Annotated in this window: 6 protein-coding genes; 5 read left to right on the forward strand and 1 reads right to left on the reverse strand. The window is 61.2% G+C overall.

Going from position 1 to position 18,155, the window contains the following annotated elements:
- The first annotated feature begins 27 nt into the window (after window positions 1-27).
- The 5 genes from pvdN (at window position 28) to KQP88_RS14810 (ending at window position 9,441) form a co-directional block, all read left to right on the forward strand.
- Complete coding sequence (pvdN, locus tag KQP88_RS14790; protein WP_200985869.1) at window positions 28-1,308, forward strand: pyoverdine-tailoring periplasmic protein PvdN; 1,281 nt, start codon at window positions 28-30, stop codon at window positions 1,306-1,308.
- A 40-nt stretch (window positions 1,309-1,348) separates the two neighbouring features.
- Window positions 1,349-2,209 carry a dihydropyoverdine dehydrogenase gene (gene pvdO / locus KQP88_RS14795; protein ID WP_216703461.1) on the forward strand — a complete coding sequence of 287 codons (861 nt, stop codon included), beginning with the start codon at window positions 1,349-1,351 and terminating at the stop codon, window positions 2,207-2,209.
- A gap of 192 nt (window positions 2,210-2,401) precedes the next feature.
- The gene (locus KQP88_RS14800; RefSeq protein ID WP_216703462.1) at window positions 2,402-4,066 is read left to right on the forward strand and encodes a cyclic peptide export ABC transporter; all 1,665 of its coding nucleotides are present in this window, start codon (window positions 2,402-2,404) and stop codon (window positions 4,064-4,066) included.
- A 307-nt stretch (window positions 4,067-4,373) separates the two neighbouring features.
- Window positions 4,374-6,812, forward strand: coding sequence for a TonB-dependent siderophore receptor (locus KQP88_RS14805; RefSeq protein WP_407681807.1), 2,439 nt, complete (start codon window positions 4,374-4,376; stop codon window positions 6,810-6,812).
- Window positions 6,813-7,044: 232 nt separating this feature from the next.
- The gene (locus KQP88_RS14810; protein WP_216703463.1) at window positions 7,045-9,441 is read left to right on the forward strand and encodes a TonB-dependent siderophore receptor; all 2,397 of its coding nucleotides are present in this window, start codon (window positions 7,045-7,047) and stop codon (window positions 9,439-9,441) included.
- Between the two features lie 86 nt (window positions 9,442-9,527).
- Here KQP88_RS14810 and KQP88_RS14815 read toward each other — a convergent pair whose 3' ends face one another.
- Entirely contained in the window at window positions 9,528-18,155 is an 8,628-nt protein-coding gene (locus tag KQP88_RS14815; protein ID WP_216703464.1) for a non-ribosomal peptide synthetase, read from the reverse strand.

An 18,155-nucleotide genomic window follows, 5' to 3' on the forward strand; every position in this document is an offset into this window, starting at 1 on the left:
ACACCGACATCTCAGGTATGGCCGCTCATGACTGACCGCAGAACCTTTCTCAAACAGGCCGGCCTGCTCGCCGCCGCCCTGCCCATGGGCGCGAATCTGCTGCCTTCGGCCATGGCCGCCAGCGCCGATCCGGCCTCAAAGGACAAGTGGACCGCCTTGCGTGGGCTGTTCGATCAGGACCCGGATTACATCCACTTCGCCAACTTCCTGATCACCTCGCACCCAAGACCGGTGCGCGAGGCCATCGAGCAGCACCGGGCCAATATCGACCGCAACCCTGGCCTGGCCATGGACTGGGACCTGAAGGAAATCGCCCGCCGCGAAGACGCGGTGCGCGAATGGGCGGGCAAGTATTTCAATGCAAAGCCCGGCCAGATCGCCCTGACCGGCAGCACGACAGAGGGCCTGGCGATTATCTATGGCGGCATTCATGTACGGCCGGATCAGGAAATCCTCACCACCGAGCATGAACATTTCTGCACCCGCAACATCCTCAACTCACGTCACAAGCGAGAAGGCACTCAGGTTCGCAAGATCCGCCTGTTCAAGGACTCCACCACGGTTTCGAGCGACGAGATCATCGGCAATATCGCCCGCAGCATTCGCCCCGAAACCCGCGTACTGGGCATGACCTGGGTGCAATCGGGCAGCGGCGTGAAACTGCCCGTTGGCGAGATCGGTGCGCTGGTTCAGGAACAGAACCGCAACCGTGACGAGAAGGATCGCATTCTGTACGTGATCGATGGCGTTCACGGCTTCGGCGTCGAAGATGTGGATTTCCCGAGCATGAATTGCGACTTCTTCGTCGCCGGAACCCACAAATGGATGTTCGGCCCACGGGGCACCGGCATCATCTGTGCCCGCTCGGAGCAATTGAAGGATGTCACTCCGCTGATCCCGAGTTTTTCCGAGGCCATCAACTTCGGCACCATCATGACGCCTGGCGGCTATCACTCCTTCGAGTACCGCTGGGCGGCGGACAAGGCTTTCGAACTGCATCTGCAACTGGGCAAGGCCGATGTCCAGGCGCGCATTCATCAGCTCAACACCTACATCAAGCAACGCCTGAAAGAACAGCCGGGCATCGAGCTGGTCACGCCCATGGCACCCGAACTGTCGTCGGGATTCAGCTTCTTCAGGGTCAAGGACCGCAATAGCGACGACGTGGCCGCCTGGTTGATGAAAAACCGGATAGTGGTGGATGCCGTGGATCGCGATATCGGCCCCGTCGTGCGCACCGCTCCGGGCCTGCTCAACAACGAGGCCGAGATAGACCGCTTCCTGGCCGTCCTCGGTCAGCGTCCATGACGCATTCCCCCGTTTTCAGTTTTCTGCCTTGAGGCCCGTTATGAACAAGATGCTGCCCTCCCTGTCCCTCACCGCCCTGCTGGGTGCGCTGTTGCCCGCAGCCGCCATGGCCGCCACGCCCGAACCGGGCAAGGTGTTCAAGGATTGCAAGGACTGCCCGGAAATGGTCGTGCTGCCTGCCGGGACCTTCACCATGGGCGCGCCCGAATCCGAACTCGGTCGCCAGCCCGACGAAGGCCCGCTGCATGAAGTGACCTTCGCCAAGCCCTTCGCCATCAGCCAGTTTCAGGTCCTGAGCGGCGAGTGGAAGGCCTATATCAAAAGCACCGGCTACAAGATGCCCGATGGCGATACCCGTCCGGGCCGCGAGTGCAAGGCTGGCCAGCCGCGCTATCCACTGACCGACCGCCAGCCAGCGGTGTGCATGGACTGGAACGAAGCCAAGGCCTATGCCGCATGGCTCTCGAAGAAGACCGGCAAATCCTACCGACTGGTCAGCGAGGCCGAGCGCGAGTATGCAGCCCGTGGCGGCAGCACCGGACCGTTCCCCTTCCCTATGGATGAAGGCAAGCAATACAGCATCGCCAAACATGCCAATACCTATGGCCCGGAAGATGGTTTCAGCGTCACGGCCCCGGCCGGCAGCTACAGCCCCAATGACTTCGGCATCTATGACGCCCACGGCAATGTCTACGAATGGACCGCCGATTGCGAAACCAGCAACTACAACGGCGCACCCACCGATGGCAGCGCATGGCTGGCCGGTGATTGCAGCTGGAAGATGATTCGCGGCAACGACTGGACCGAAGCGCCGATCTTCTCCCGCTCCGGCAACCGCAACAGCCGCAAGCCCGATGTGCGCGGCGACTGGCTGGGCTTTCGGGTCGCCCGCGAACTCTGACGCTTTCACAACGCAATGCCGATCAGACAAGGTCAATGTGTGGGAGGCAGCTTGCTGGCGACTTCAGCGTACAGACGCAGAATATCTGCCAGTTTTCAGGCCTTTTTCGCCAGCAAGCTGCCTCCCACAGGTTTTGTGTACACCTTTACTGATCGGCATTACCGCTACAACGGACACTAACGAGACAAGAGCATGACGCCCAAATCAGAAAGCCTCGCCCGGGAAACCCTGAGGATCCTCAAGCCATTCTGGTGGCTGGTGGCTCTCTCGACGGTGCTGGGGGTTGTCAGCGGCCTGAGCGTGACCGCCCTGCTGGCCACCATCAACAACGCGATGAACATGGCAGGCGGACCTGACACCCACACCGCCCTGCTGTTCGCCGGTCTGTGCGTGCTGACCCTGGCCTGCTCCACCGTCTCGAACCTGTCGACCAACTATGTCGGCCAGCGCGTGGTCGCCAACCTGCGTCGCGAACTGGCCGCCAAGGTGCTGGTCGCGCCCATCGAGCAACTGGAGCGTTATCGTTCACATCGCCTGATTCCGGTGCTGCTCAATGACGTGAACACTCTCAGCACCTTCGCGCTGTCCATTGCGCCGATGGTGATTTCGTTCACCGTCACCCTGGGCTGCCTGACGTATCTGGCCCTGCTGTCCTGGCAGATCCTGGCACTGACGGTCCTGACCGTGGTGCTGGGCACCGGCGCGCAGTACCTGGCTCATCATTTCGGCACCCGCAGCATCATCGCGGCGCGCAATGGCGAAGACGAGCTGCAGAAGCACTATCAGGCCCTGTCGGCCGGCGCCAAGGAACTGCGCATCCAGCGCAAGCGCCGCCAGCACATGCTCGACGAGCAGATCCATGGTGCCACCGAGCGCATCTGCCGCTCCAACGTGCGTGCCGCCAACATTTTCGTCAGCGCAGAAACCTTCGGCTCGATGCTGTTCTTCGCGGTCATCGGCATCGCCATTGCCTTTCAGGCGCTGTGGCCGAGTACCGAAAAGACCGTGCTGGGCGGTTTCGTGCTGGTCATGCTGTATATGAAAGGCCCGCTGGAGCGCCTGATCACCGCCCTGCCCGGTATCAGTCGCGCACAGATCGCCATGCGCCGCATCGCCGAACTGTCGTGGAAGTTCTCCAGCCCCGAGCCACACCTGCTGGTCAGCGACCGTCCCAACACCCTGGCGAGCATGCAGACCCTGGAACTGCATCAGTTGCGCTATGACTATCCGCCAGTGGAAGGCAGCGAGTCCTTCCATCTCGGCCCGGTCAACCTGAGCATCAAACAGGGCGATATCGTGTTCATCGTCGGTGAAAACGGCTGCGGCAAGACCACTCTCATCAAGCTGCTGCTGGGCCTTTACACCCCACGACAAGGGGAAATCCGCCTCAACGGCAAGGCAGTCACGCCAGAAGAGCTGGACGACTATCGCCAGCTGTTCACCACCATCTTTGCCGACTACCACCTGTTCGACGAACCGCTGCAAGGCGAAGCCCGACTGCCTGCCGATGCGGGCAAGTACCTGGAGCGCCTGGACATTGCCCATAAGGTCAGCATTCGAGATGGCGCGTTCACCACCACCGACCTGTCCACCGGTCAACGCAAGCGTCTGGCCCTGATCAATGCCTGGCTGGATGAACGTCAGGTGCTGGTGTTCGACGAATGGGCAGCCGATCAGGACCCGGCTTTCCGCCGCGTGTTCTACACCGAGCTGTTGCCCGAACTCAAACAGCAGGGCAAGACCATCATCGTCATCTCCCACGATGACCGGTATTTCCCGATTGCCGATCAACTGGTGCGCATGCAGGCCGGCAGGATCGAGGTGGAGCAGGTACAAGCCCAGCCGGTATCCGCCTGAATACAGCCTGTTATCAATGCCCGAGCCCCGCCCGGTTCATACCGCGAGCGGGGCTTCTTTTTGCCCATGAGTCAGCCACCTCCTCACCACCGATAGCCTTGCGCCATCTTTTTTCGGGCACATGTGAAAAATTCATTAAATAACTGAGAGCCATTTTCGTTCTCTTTAACAGCACACCTGCGCGGGCATCTGCCGTCAGCCTGGCTCCCAGTAAAAGTCGAGCAGCATCTGTCCGGACTCAGCATCCGGACAGGCCTGAACGACGCTCTTTATCTCCTTGCCAATACCAACTAGAAAGAGCCACTTCATGTACACACCGTCACGACTCACCCCTCTCAGCAAGGCCTTGTTGATCAGCCGGATGTTTCGCTCAAGACCTGCCATGGCAGCAATCGGTCTGGCGCTCAGCATGCCCATGGCCGCTCAGGTACAGGCCCAGGAAATCGAGTTCAATATTCCGGCTCAACCGCTGAGCAGTGCCCTGAGTCAACTGGAACGCCAGGGCAATCTGCGTGTGGCCTACAGCCCGACGGATGTACAAGGCAAGACCAGCGGTGCCGTACAGGGCAAGTTCACTCCGGCACAGGCAGCGGGGAAACTGCTGGCCGGAGCAGGCCTGACCTACAGCCTGCAAGGCAACGCCCTGACCCTGAGTGCGCAGGAAGCATCGGCGGCCATCAATCTGGCGCCGACCGCGATTGACTCCCAGTATCTGGGCACCGCCACTGACGGCACAGGCTCCTACACCACCGGCGCCACCACTATCGGCAAGGGCGCGGCGCAATCGCTGCGGGAAACGCCGCAGTCGGTGACCGTCATGACCCGTCAGGTCATGGACGACAACAACCTCACCAGCCTGAGCGAAGTGCTGGAAGACACCCCCGGCATCAGCTTCCAGTACCGTAACTTCGGTGGCCACGTGTACACCTCCCGTGGCTTCTCGCTGCTGGCGGAAAGCTTCCTGGTCGATGGCATTGGCGGTCAGGGCTACCAGATCACCGGCTGGATGCAGCCGGACATGGCGATCTATGACCGCGTGGAAGTGCTGCGCGGTGCTTCAGGGCTGCTGGTGGGTGCCGGCCAACCCGGTGGTGCGGTGAATCTGGTTCGCAAACGCCCGACCGCCGAGAACAAATTCTCGATCACGACCCGCGCCGGTTCATGGGATCAGTACCGTGTCGATCTGGATGGCAGCGGCAAGCTCAACGATTCGGGCACCGTCCGTGGCCGCATGGTGGCCGCCTATGAAGACAATGGCTCGTACCTGGATAACCGCAACAGCCGCACGCCGCTGCTGTACGGCATCCTCGAAGCCGACGTGACCGACGACACCACCCTGACCATGAGCCTGCGTCGCCAGGAAAAGGTCATCAACGGTTACTCCATCTACGGCCTGCCGCGCTACAGCAACGGGCAGTCGCTGGACTTGTCGCGTTCGACGAACCTGGCTCCCAAATGGAACCGTCTCGAAACCGACATGACCGAAGCCTTCTTTGAAGTCGAGCATCGCTTCAACGAGAACTGGCTCAACAAGACTTCCCTGACCTACTCCGAAGGTGGATTCGAGCAGGTCATTGCCTATGCACAAGGGGCCATTAACCCGACAACGCTGACCGGCTCCACTTTCCGCAGAACCCTGTTCCGCAACGATGAAGTCAACAGCCTGGGCCTGAACAGCCAGCTGGAAGGCAAGTTCGACGCCTTCGGCCTGTCCCATCAGGTCACTTTGGGGGCCGACTGGTCGAGGCAGAGAGCCGACACCAAAAGTGTCTCGCCAACAATGGGTTCTGCAGTCAATGTCTTTGATGTCGATACCAGCGCACTTGCAAAACCGGCACGTCCAGCCTGGACAAGCGATTACGTCTCGACCGAAGAGAGGGCAGGCCTCTACGCCAATACCCGCATCCACCTGAGCGAGCCGTTGAGCCTCGTGCTGGGCGGGCGCTTGAGCTGGTTCGAGTATGACTACAACGCCAAATATGGCCCGGCCCTTTCCTATAACTCCAAACAGACTCAGGAATTTACCCCGTTCGCAGGCCTGATCTACGACATCAATGAAAACTGGTCCTGGTACGCCAGCTATGCGGACATTTTCACTCCGCAAGCCGCCTACAGGCAGGTCGGCGGCACACCACTGGACCCGGCTGTTGGCTCCAACTACGAAACCGGTATCAAGGGCGAGCTGTTCGACAAGCGTATGAACCTGTCGATGGCCCTGTTCTATATCAAGCAGAAAGACGTTGCCTACGAAGATCTTTTGGCTACGGACCCATGCCCGGGCGGCTCTGACAACACCTGCTACATCCAGGGCGGCATCAAGCGCAGCAAAGGCATCGATATCGAAGCCAGCGGTGAAGTACTGCCGGGCCTGCAGGTCTTTGGCGGTTACACCTTCAACCGGTTGGCAAACAGTTCCGATATGGAAGTCGCCTACGAAACACCGAAACACATGCTGCGCCTGAACACCAGCTACAACCTGCCGGGCGCCTGGAACCGTCTGACCCTGGGCGCTGGGGTATCGGCGGATTCCGGCTACAGCGTCCCGTCCAACAATCAGCTGGGTGTTTCAGGCCGCGCCATCTGGGATGCACGCGCCTCCTGGAAACTCGACGAGCACTGGACCGTCGCTCTGAACGCCGACAACCTGTTCGATCGCAAGTACTACACCACTGCCGTGGCACTGGATCGTTCCAACGTCTACGGCGAACCACGCAGCTACGTCCTGACCTTGCGCGGCGACTTCTGATCCCGCTCACTATCTGCGGATGAATCGATCCGCAGGGCACCACAAAAAGACCAGGGGGCAACCTCTGGTCTTTTTTATTGAGGAAATCACTAAATTAATTCCGACCTCATTCGTATCGATTCTTTATGAGTCACGCTGTAAAACCGCCCACAGTCTGGTAAAGGATGACCGGAGGCCGTGCCCCCTACATCCGTATGGTTTACCCTGCGTTACCGATCAAAGAGCCATCATTATGCGATCACGCACCCGCCCTTCACTGCCGATACGGCTGCCTGCAATGCAGGTGGTGGGGCTTGCGTTGCTGATGGCATTCAAGGGCGAGGCCCTGGCCCAGGAAATGGAGTTCGATATCCCCGCCCAGCCCCTGAACAGCGCCTTGAATGAACTGGGGCGCCAGGGCGATCTGCAAGTGCTGTACAACCCGGACGATATCAAGGGCAAAAGCAGCCAGGCCGTGCGTGGCAGGTTCACCCCTGAACAGGCAGCCCGCAACCTGCTCGATCAGGTCCGCGTACCTTACAGCCTAGAGAACAACACCCTGACACTGACGGCCCCTGTGCCAGCGGTCAGCCTCAAGCCGCTGTCGATCCAGGCACCACCGTCAGGCCTGACCACCGAAGGCTCGGGCTCCTACACCACATCCGCGGTGAGCATCACCAAAAGCGCCCGGTCCCTGCGTGAAATTCCGCAATCGGTCAGCGTCGTGACCCGCCAGTTGATGAACGACAAGAACCTCTACAGCCTGGAAGACGTGATGGCCCAGGCAACCGGCGTCACCTTTTCCCAGCGCAATTTCGGCTCCCATGTGTTCAGTTCCCGCGGCTTTGCCATGGAAGACGAGAGCTACACCATCGACGGCATCTCGGGCCAGGGCTACAGCGTGACCGGCTGGATGACGCCCGATATGGAAATCTACGACCGGGTGGAAATCCTGCGAGGTGCTGCCGGACTGCTGATCGGCGCAGGCAACCCCGGCGGCACGGTCAATCTTGTACGCAAGCGCCCGACCGCCCTACCGCAGTTTTCGATCACCACCCGCACCGGCACCTGGAACAACAACCGGGTGGATCTGGACGGCAGCAGCAAGCTGAACGATTCGGGCAGCATCCGGGGCCGCTTCGTGGCGTCCTATTCCGATCGTGACTACTTTATCGATGGCCTCAGCAAATCCGCCCCGCTGCTGTACGGCATCCTCGAAGCCGACCTGAATGACGACACCACCCTGGCTGTTGGCGTGCGTCGTCAGGAAGCCGATATCAAAGGCTTCACCATCTTCGGCCTGCCCCGCTACAGCGATGGCAGTGCCCTGGACGTGCCACGCTCGACTTCCCTGGCCCAGGACTGGAACCGTCACCAGACCCGCACGGACGAAGTGTTCACGGAACTGGACCATCACTTCAGCGAGAACTGGTCGGGCACACTGTCTGCCACCCATTCAACGGGTTCGTTCGAGCAGAAAGTGGCCTATGCCCAGGGCGCCATTGATCCGGCGACACTGACCGGCTCCCGTATCGCCCGAACCCTGTTCCGCTCCGACCAATTGCAAAGCACGGGTTTCGATGCGCACATGGACGGCCATTTCGAGGCGTTCGGCCTGGAACACCAGTTGACCTTCGGCGGCAACTGGTCGGAACAGACACGCAAGTCCAGACAAGCCAATGTCACCTCCAACCAGCCCATCGATGTATTCGCCCCCGATAGCCACCTGATTGCCGAACCGGCCCAGCCCGAGTGGACCTCCATCACCGACTTCAGTGACAAACGCTACGGTACCTACGCCAATCTGCGCCTGCATCTGTCGGAGTCGTTGAGTCTGGTCATGGGCGGCCGCCTCAGCTGGTACGACTACCAGACCCAGACGGCGGGCGTCACTCGCAAATCCATAGAGCAACATCAACTCACACCCTTTATAGGCACGATCTACGACCTGAATCCGGACTGGTCGCTGTACGCCAGTTACACCGATATCTTCCTGCCGCAAAGCGTGTACCGGGATGCTGATGGCAACCTGCTGAAACCGGCCATCGGCGCAAACTACGAAACCGGTATCAAGGGCGAGCTTTTCGACCAACGCCTGAACCTTTCCTTTGCGATGTTTTACGTCAAGCAGAAGGATGTGGCCGTGGAAGACAGCGCCAACCCTGGCGAATGCCTGATAAACGACATCTACGGGACCTGCTACCTGAACGGCAACATCCGCCGCAGCAAAGGGTTTGAAATCGAAGCCAGCGGCGAGCCCCTGCCCGGCCTGCAAACCGTGGCGGGCTACACCTTCAACATGACCCGTGGCAGCGACGGCCAGTCCATATCGGCAGAAACACCCCGGCACCTGTTTCGCATGACCGGCAACTACACCCTGCCCGGCGCCTGGAATCGCCTGACCCTGGGCGCAGGGGTTTCGGCCCAGAGCGGCTATTCGGAAATCGAATCCTCAGCCCAAATCAGAAACCCCGGCCGCGCCATCTGGGACGCCAGAGCCTCCTGGAAAATCGACGAACACTGGAGCGTGGCCCTCAACGGCAACAACCTGCTGGATCGCAAGTATTACAAGGCGACCGGGGACGTGGACCGAGGCAACTACTACGGCGACCCACGCAATTATGTGCTGACCTTGCGCGGGGAGTTTTAGGGGGCCGCCGGAGGCGGCAAGCGGCAAGCTACAAGCTTTTGACTTGAAGCTTGCGGCTTGCGGCTTGCAGCTTGCAGCTCAAAACCTCATTCCCCCCTCAAACTTTCCACAACGCTTTCCAGAAAACCCTCCGCAATCACCACATTGTCATGTCGCTCCTGAATGGTGGTTGAGGAACGCAGTCCGTTTACCGAGCACTGTTCCGCTACCACCGCCTGTGCCTTGAGGATCTGGTCCGGTTCGCGGCTTTGTCCTGCCCACCAGCAGTCCACTTTCACGTCGAGCTTCTTGAGAGTGAAGGCTTCGGCCAGTACGGCATTGGCGTGCAGCAGTTTGTAGCCGGTTTCGATTTCGTCCTGGATGGCAATGTCCTGGAAGACGTTGCGCAGGCTTTCGACGCTGATATCGGCATCCCGGGCAACCTGCTCGATCACCCGGTCGGCGATTTCACGCTCGTCCTTGAGCGATACCCTGGCGCTTGCGATCAGCTCCATGACTCGCTCACGGGCCAGCCCCGGCACGAAGGCCACCAGACTCTGGATCAGGCTCTGGAACAGGTTCTGGTCCTGATTCTGCGCCCGGACTTCAGGGTCTTCCTCGATCCAGCTCAGGCCTGCCGAAGCCGGCAGCATCGAATCCACCAGCGCCAGGAAACTCACCTTGTCGCCATCACGCTCCAGAATATGGGCGACATCGATGGCCAGGGCTCCGCCCAGGGACCAGCCCAGCAGGTTGTATGGCCCGACAGGCTGGGTGAGTCTGATCTGTTCGACGAAGTAATCGACCATTTCCTCCCACGACCTGTCGAACCAGCCCGGCACCACATAGGCCTTGTTGACCAGGCCATACACCGGCCTGTCTTCGCTCAACCTGCCAGCCAGCGGGTAATAGGAGTAGGTGCCGCCACCACCCGGTGGCAGGCAGAACAGCGGGGTCTTGTCGGACTGGCAGTTGTTCATGGCGATCACCGCCGACTTGACCTTCGCTTCGCCTGCCCGCAGGAAGTCCGCCAGCTCACCCAGGGTCTGCATCAGCAGGAAGTCATGGAGTTTGATGGAGATATCGAACGTTTCACGAATCCTGCCCGCCAGGGACACCGCCAACAGCGAGTGGCCGCCCAGGGCAAAGAAGTTGTCGTTGAGGCCCACGCGCTCGACTTTCAGCACATCGGCCCAGAGAGCGGCAAGGCGTTCTTCCAGTTCGGTACGCGGCGCAACATAGCCTTGCTGCAACTGACTGGCATCGGGTTTTGGCAAGGCCTTGCGGTCCAGCTTGCCGTTGGCGGTCAGCGGCATGACGTCAACGGCCACAAAGTGCGTCGGCACCATGTAATCCGGCAGCAACGCCTTGAGACAAGTCCTCAGTTCATTCGCATCCTGCGCCCCATCGTTCGCCACCCAATAAGCCACAAGCTGTTTGCCGTTCGGGCCGTCGACGTCGATCACATGGGCTTCGCGCACGCCCGGATGCTCATTGAGCCGCGCCTCGATTTCACCCAGCTCGATGCGCAGCCCGCGAATCTTGACCTGATGGTCGATGCGTCCTGCATAGTCGATCACCCCGTCGTCGCTGTAACGCGCCAGGTCGCCGGTGCGATACAGACGACCGCCATCCGTCGAGAACGGATCGGGCACGAAGCGTTCGGCAGTCAGTGCAGCCCGCTGGTGATAACCACGCGCCAGACCCACACCACCCAGATACAGTTCGGCCGCAGCTCCACGGGCAGCCGGTAGCAGGCCGTCATCGAGAATATGCGTCTTGAGGTTATCGATAGGCCGACCGATCGGCACGCTCAGGGTATCGTCCGGCGTGCAGGTCCAGTGGGTCACGTCGATGGCGGCTTCAGTGGGGCCATACAGGTTGAACAGACCGGCCTGAGGCAAACGCTTGAGCACTTGCGACGCCAGCTCCGCAGGCAAGGCCTCGCCACTGCACACCACACGGCGCAGGCTTCGGCAGCTTTCCACCTGTTCATGGGTCATGAAAGCCTGGAGCATCGAAGGCACGAAGTGCAGCGTCGTGACCTTGTGCTGGGCAATGGTCTGCACCAGACGTTCGGGGTCCCGATGATCGCCCGGCATGGCGATGGCCAGACGTGCGCCGGTGAGCAGCGGCCAGAAGAATTCCCAGACCGACACATCGAAGCTGAACGGCGTCTTCTGCAATACGGTATCGCTGGCATCCAGCCCGTAGGCTTTCTGCATCCAGTGCAGGCGGTTGACCAGAGCCAGATGGCTGTTGCCCGCACCCTTGGGCTTACCCGTGGAGCCCGAGGTGTAGATCACATACGCCAGGTTTTGCGGCTGGGTAAGGTTGACCGGGTTGTCCTGGCTGTAAGCCTCCAGCCAGTCGCCTTCCTGATCCAGACACAAGGTTTGTACATGAGCAGGTACCGGCAGGCCTTGTAGCAGCGACGTCTGGGTCAGCAACAGGCCAATGCCGCTGTCATCCAGCATATAGGCCAGTCGATCCTGCGGATAATCCGGGTCCAGCGGCACATAGGCGCCACCGGCCTTGAGAATCGCCAGCAGGCCGATCACCAGTTCCAGACTGCGCTCGATGCAGATCCCCACCAGCGCATCCGGGCCGATACCTGATTCGCGCAGCTTGTGGGCCAACTGGTTGGCGCGGGCATTGAGTTGCCCGTAGCTCATCTGCTGATTGCCGAAAGCCAGCACCGGGGCATCGGGGGTCGCCAGTACCTGAGCTTCGATCAGGGTCTGAATGCACTGCTCGCCCGGGAACCCGGCAGAGGTCGCGTTCCATTCCCGCAGAATCTGGTGCTGCTCCTGTTCATTCAACAACGGCAACTCACCGATGGCGGCAGCCGGATCACGAACCAGTGCCTGAAGCAGGTGCTGGAAATGGTTGGCCAGTTGCGTCACCACGTCTTCACTGAAGTGCTGACGGGCGTAGCTCAGGCGCAGGGACAGGGTTTCGCCCAGATTCACTACCAAAGTCAGCGGGTAATGAGTCTGCTCCTGGTTGTTCAGGCCGCTGAAGGCCAGACCGTCCGGCGAAGCCTGTTGCAGGGCTTCGGACACCGGGTAGTTCTCGAACACCAGAATGTTGTCGAACAGCGCTTCGCCACCGCTGCCGGCCAGACGCTGGATTTCGTACAGCGGCGTGTGCTCGTACTCGCGCAGGGCAATGTTCTTGTCCTGCACCTGCTGCACCCAGTCCGCCACCGACTGCTCGGGGCGAGGACTGGCAATGACCGGCAAGGTATTGATGAACAGGCCAAGCTGCTCTTCGACACCCGGCAAATCTGCCGGACGCCCTGCCACGGTCGCCCCGAAGGTCACGCTGGACTGCCCGGTGTAGCGCTGCAACAGCAGCAACCAGGCCGATTGCACCAGCGTATTGAGGGTCACGCGCTGCTCGCGGGCAAAATCGCTCAGCCGTTGAGTGCTGGCCGCATCGATCGACTGGAAGTAATCGCCGTGCCCCTGGCCACTGCCACTGGATTTAAGGGCCTGAGCCAGCCGGGTCGGCTCGTCCAGCTCGGCCACCTGTGCGGTCCAGAAACCCTCGCTGGCCTGGGCATCCTGGCGTTGCAGCCATTCGATGTAATCGCGATAACGGCTGCTCTGCTGGGGCATCGGCTGGCCGCTGTAGCGTTGCAGCACTTCACCCAGCAGGCGCGAACTGCTCCAGCCGTCCATGAGAATGTGATGGCTGGTGTAGATCAGATGATGGGTGTTGTCGCCTGTTCGCAATACCGCCAGACGCAACAGCGGACCCTGAGTCAGATCGAAGCCCTTTTGCCGATCGGCCTGCGCCCAGTCATCCAGCCACGCCGCCTGCTGATGGCGGGCATCCAGTTCGACAAAAGGCACGAGAACCTGGCGCTGCACCACTTGCAGCGAATGCTCAAGATGGCTGACGAAGCCACTGCGCAGCACTTCGTGAGCATCCACCGTGGCCTGCCACGCCGCCCGGAAGCGCTCGACATCCAGCCCGGTCACATCGACGCGCATCTGGTTGATGTAGTTGCCCGCTTCTTCCTCGAACAGGGTATGGAACAGCATGCCTTGCTGCATCGGCGACAGCGGATAGATGTCTTCGATGTCACGAGGATTGATCGACAGGCGACCCAGTTGCTTCTGGTTCAAGCGGGCCAGCGGGAAGTCGGACGGTGTCACACCGGCACCGCCTTCGCTGGTGCAGTGAGCGATCAGTTGCTGCAATTCCCCGGCGTACTCATCGGCCAGACGCTGTACGGTATCGGCCTCGAACACCGCCGAACTGAAACTCCAGCTCAGACGCAATTCACCGTTGTAGACCTGACCATTGATGCTGATCGGGGCCGCCAGCGGTGCTTCCCGGCTCTGGGATGCGCCACTGCTTTCACCCGACGGCGCAAACAGCGCATCCCTGGCATCGAAACTGCCATCGAACTGGCCCAGATAATTGAAGACGATGCTGCCCTGAGCCAGTTGTTGCAGGCTCTGGCGCACAGGTTCCGTGCCGAGATAACGCAATACTCCGTAACCGATGCCCTTGTTGGGGATGGCGCGCAGTTGTTCCTTGATCGACATGATCGAATCGGCAAGGCTTGCCTGCGCCGTGAGTTTCACCGGATAGAGGCTGCTGAACCAGCCGACGGTACGGCTCAGGTCGATGTCGTCGAAGAGATCTTCACGGCCATGACCTTCCAGTCTGATCAAGGCATTGGCCTGGCCGGTCCAGCGGCTGATCACCCGGGCCAGCGCGGTGAGCAACAGGTCGTTGACCTGAGTGCGATAGGCAGCCGGAGCGTCCTGCAGCAGTTGCCGGGTCAGGTCGCTGTTCAGGTGAGTGGTGACGGACGTGGCGTGTTTCTGCTGCTGGCCGCCATCCGGATGATCGCTCGGCAAGGCATCGCTGACGCCCTGCAACTGCGCCTGCCAGTAAGCCAGCTCCGACTCCAGCGCCGGGCTTTGGGCGTAAGCATGCAACTGCTCGGCCCAGGCCTTGAGGGAACTGGTCTTGGCAGGCAATGCCAATGCCTTGCCGGTGTTCAGGGCGACATAAGCCTGTTGCAGGTCTTCCAGCAACACTCGCCACGACACGCCGTCCACCACCAGGTGATGGATCACCAGCAGCAGACGCTGCTCACCTTGCGGCAGGCTCACCAGCACCGCACGCAGCAGCGGACCGTTTTTCAAGTCCAGGCTGCGCTGGGCTTCGTCGGCCAGTTCGGTCAGGCGCGAGATATCGTCCAGCTCATGCACCCACAGCAGATCACGGGTGGACAGCGGCCCGAAGGTCGCCTGCCACTGGCCATCCTGTTGGGCAAAGCCCAGGCGCAGAGCGTCATGCTGTTCGATCAGAGCCTGCAAGGCTGCCAGCAGATGGCTGGCTTCCAGCGGGCTATTGGGCTTGAGCATCACCGACTGGTTCCAATGATGGCGCTCGGGAATGTTCATCTCGAAGAAACGCGCCTGAATCGGCAGCAACGGCAAGTTGCCGCTTACCTGCTCAACGACTGCTGCGGGCTTCTTCTGAATCAGTTTGGCCACCGTCGCCAGCTGGGCGATGGTCTGTTTCTCGAACAGTTGCTTGGGGCTCAGCTTGAGGCCCTGGCGCTTGGCGCGGGCGATGATTTGCAGGCTGAGAATCGAGTCGCCACCCAGTTCGAAGAAGTTATCGGTGGTGCCGACTTTCTCCAGTTTGAGTACATCGGCCCACACCGCCGCGAGCTTTTCCTCGATCTCGCCCACCGGTGCCGTGTAACGCTGTTTGACCACGCCTGGCTTGGGCAAGGCACGCTTGTCCAGCTTGCCGTTGGCGGTCAGCGGCAAACGCTCCAGCACCACAAACTGCGCAGGCACCAGGTATTCCGGCAGGCTGGCGGTCAGTTGCTCGCGCAGGGTGTCGACCGAAGTCGTCGTGCCTGCCGCTGCCACGCAGTAAGCCACCAGTTGCAGACGGGACTCATCGCTTTCCAGCGGCAGGGCCAGCACCACGGCTTCGGCCACGCCATCCAGCGCTTGCAGCACCTGACCGACCTCACCCGGCTCGACCCGATAGCCGCGAATCTTCACCTGATCGTCGGCACGTCCCAGGTATTCCAGCAGGCCGTCGACCCGGCGCGCACGGTCACCGGCACGGTACAGACGTTCGCCATCGCCTTCAGGGTCCGGCACAAAACGTTCGGCAGTCATGGCGGCGCGGCCCAGATAGCCCTGGGCCAGACCGTGGCCACCCAGGTACAACTCACCGGCTACCCGCTCGGCCATGGGGTTGAGCCAGGCATCCAGCACCCGCGCCTTGCCATTGGCCAGAGGTTGCCCCACCGGCACAGTGCGGCAGGCCTCCAGTTTTTCCTGCACTTCATGAGTCAGGATGCCCACCGTGGTTTCGGTCGGACCGTAGTGGTTGACGATCCGGCAACCCGGCTTGAGGCTCCTGATCTGTTCGATCAAGGCCCAGGAACTGGCCTCGCCGCCCAGAATCAGCAACTGGCTCGGCAGCACATCGGACGAGCGAGCCGCCTGCAACAGGCCTTGCAGATGGCTCGGCACGATCTTCAGCACTTCCACCTGATGCTCGGCCATGTACGCGGCGAAACCATCAGGATCGAAGGCCTGTTCATGGGACAGCAAGTGCAGTTGGCGACCGGAGGCCAGGGCGCCGAACAACAGGGTATGACCCAGGTCGGCAGCCACGGTGGAAACCATGGCCATGCTCGCCTCGGCGCTCAGGGAAAGACGCTGGAGCACGCCTTGCAGGTAGTTGGCCAGCGCGCCATGGCTGATGACCACGCCCTTGGGCTGCCCGGTGGAGCCGGAGGTGTAGATGATGTAGGCCGGCTGCTCCGGCAGCACTTGAGTATTCAGCGGGCTGGTATCGATATCGGCCCACAGGCTGGCGTCATAGGCCAGCACCGGGCAGACACCCAGACCGGCCGCCTTGTCATCACCACGGGCATGGATCAGCAGCACTGCGCCGCTGTCCCTGGCCAGTTGCTGCAAGCGTTCGGCCGGTTGCGCGGTGTCCAGCGGCAGGTACACCGCTCCCAGTTTCAACACCGCCAACAGGCTGACCACCCACTCCACGGAACGGTCCTGACACAGCGCCACGGTCATGCCCACGGCAATGCCTTCACCTTGCAGATAACGGGCGAACTGGCTGGAGCGCTGTTCCAGCTCGTTATAACTCAGCACCTGCTGGCCCACGCGCAGTGCAGGCTTGCCCTGCCCGGCCTGCAAGCCTTTTTGCCACAGGCTCAGGAAGTCGAAGCTGTCGAAATCCCAGGCCTGTGAGGCAACCGGAGTGGCAACGGCCAGCGGATGATCCGCCAGACGCTCACCGGAATGCGCCACCAGCGCTTCCAGCACCTCCTGCAAGGAGGCCGCGATACGCTCGATGGTCGAGGCCTCGAACAGGTCGGTGGCGTAGGTGAAATAGCCACGCAGTCCCGACGGGGTATCGGTGAAGTCATAGGCCAGATCGAAACGTGCATCACCACCGCCCACCGGGAATTCGGCCACCGTCAGCCCGGCCACGGCCGTACCGCTCTCGCCTTCGTCACCGGCAAACACATGCTGGTTGATCTTGAACTGGAACAGCGGGTTGTGGCCCAGATTGCGCTCGGGTGCCAAGGCGTCCACCAGATGCTCGAACGGCAGCTCCTGATGGGACTGCGCGCCCATCACCACATCTTTCACCTGATTCAGCAGCTCGGCAAAAGTCTGGCGCTCATCCACCTGAATGCGCAGCACCTGGGTATTGATGAAGAAACCGATCAGGCCTTCCAGCTCGCGGCGGGTACGACCGGCATTGGGCGCGCCGATGCGGATATCGGCCTGTCCGCTGTAGCGCGACAGCACCACCGACAGCGCAGCCAGGGTCAGCATAAAGACAGTCTGGCCGTTGTTGCGCGCCAGGGTCTTGAGTTGGGTGGACAGGTTTTCCGGCAGATCGGCACGCACAATGGCGCCGCGGTAGCTCGGTTGAACCGGCCGCTCATGGTCCAGCGGCAATTCCAGCAGCGGGTGCTCGGCGCCCAGTTGCTGCTTCCAGTATTCCAGTTGGCGCTCGCCCTCCCCGGCTTCCAGCCAGGCGCGCTGCCAGATGGCGTAGTCGGCGTATTGAATCGCCAGCGGCGGCAGTTGCGCGGGCAGACCTGCAACCTGCGCCTGATAGAGCTGGACGAACTCGCGAATCAACAACTCCCCCGACCAGCCATCGGACACCACATGATGCATGCACACGGTCAGCACATGTTCGGCGTCGTTCAGGCGGAACAGCTTCACCCGCAGCAGCGTGCCGCTCAGCAGGTCGAAAGGCGTCTGCAGCTCGGCTTTGACCTGGGCTTCGATGTCGTCGGAGCTGGCCTGGGCGACTTCCAGCGCCACGCTCGCCTGCTCAAGAATCTCCTGATGAAACTCGCCCTCCACCGACACGAACCGGGTGCGCAGGGTTTCATGGCGCTGCACCAGCCGCTCAAGGGCCTGCGCCAGGGCGCGCTCGTCCAGCTGGCCGTTCAGGCGCACAGCCAGCGGCACGTTGTAGGCGATATTGCCCGGCTCCAGTTGCCAGAGGAACAGCATGCGCTGCTGGGCGTAGGACAACGGAATGCGTGGCAGGTCATGGCGGGTCACCGCGATGGGCAACAACCTGAAGCTCTGCCCGGTCTCGCTCATCTTTGTGAGGATCTGGCGGCGCTGCTCCACAGGCAGGCCGACGAAACGCTGGGCAATACGTTCTGCTGCAGACTTCTCCAT

The sequence above is a fragment of the Pseudomonas lijiangensis genome (assembly GCF_018968705.1).
GTDB classification, from domain to species: Bacteria; Pseudomonadota; Gammaproteobacteria; order Pseudomonadales; family Pseudomonadaceae; genus Aquipseudomonas; species Aquipseudomonas lijiangensis.

Bases quoted from the DNA above. Each gene is read 5' to 3' on its own strand.
- KQP88_RS14815 (WP_216703464.1), bottom strand. From the start codon at position 18,155: ATGGAGAAGTCTGCAGCAGAACGTATTGCCCAGCGTTTCGTCGGCCTG.
- KQP88_RS14800 (WP_216703462.1), top strand. From the start codon at position 2,402: ATGACGCCCAAATCAGAAAGCCTCGCCCGGGAAACCCTGAGGATCCTC.
- pvdN (WP_200985869.1), top strand. From the start codon at position 28: ATGACTGACCGCAGAACCTTTCTCAAACAGGCCGGCCTGCTCGCCGCC.
- KQP88_RS14805 (WP_407681807.1), top strand. From the start codon at position 4,374: ATGTACACACCGTCACGACTCACCCCTCTCAGCAAGGCCTTGTTGATC.
- pvdO (WP_216703461.1), top strand. From the start codon at position 1,349: ATGAACAAGATGCTGCCCTCCCTGTCCCTCACCGCCCTGCTGGGTGCG.
- KQP88_RS14810 (WP_216703463.1), top strand. From the start codon at position 7,045: ATGCGATCACGCACCCGCCCTTCACTGCCGATACGGCTGCCTGCAATG.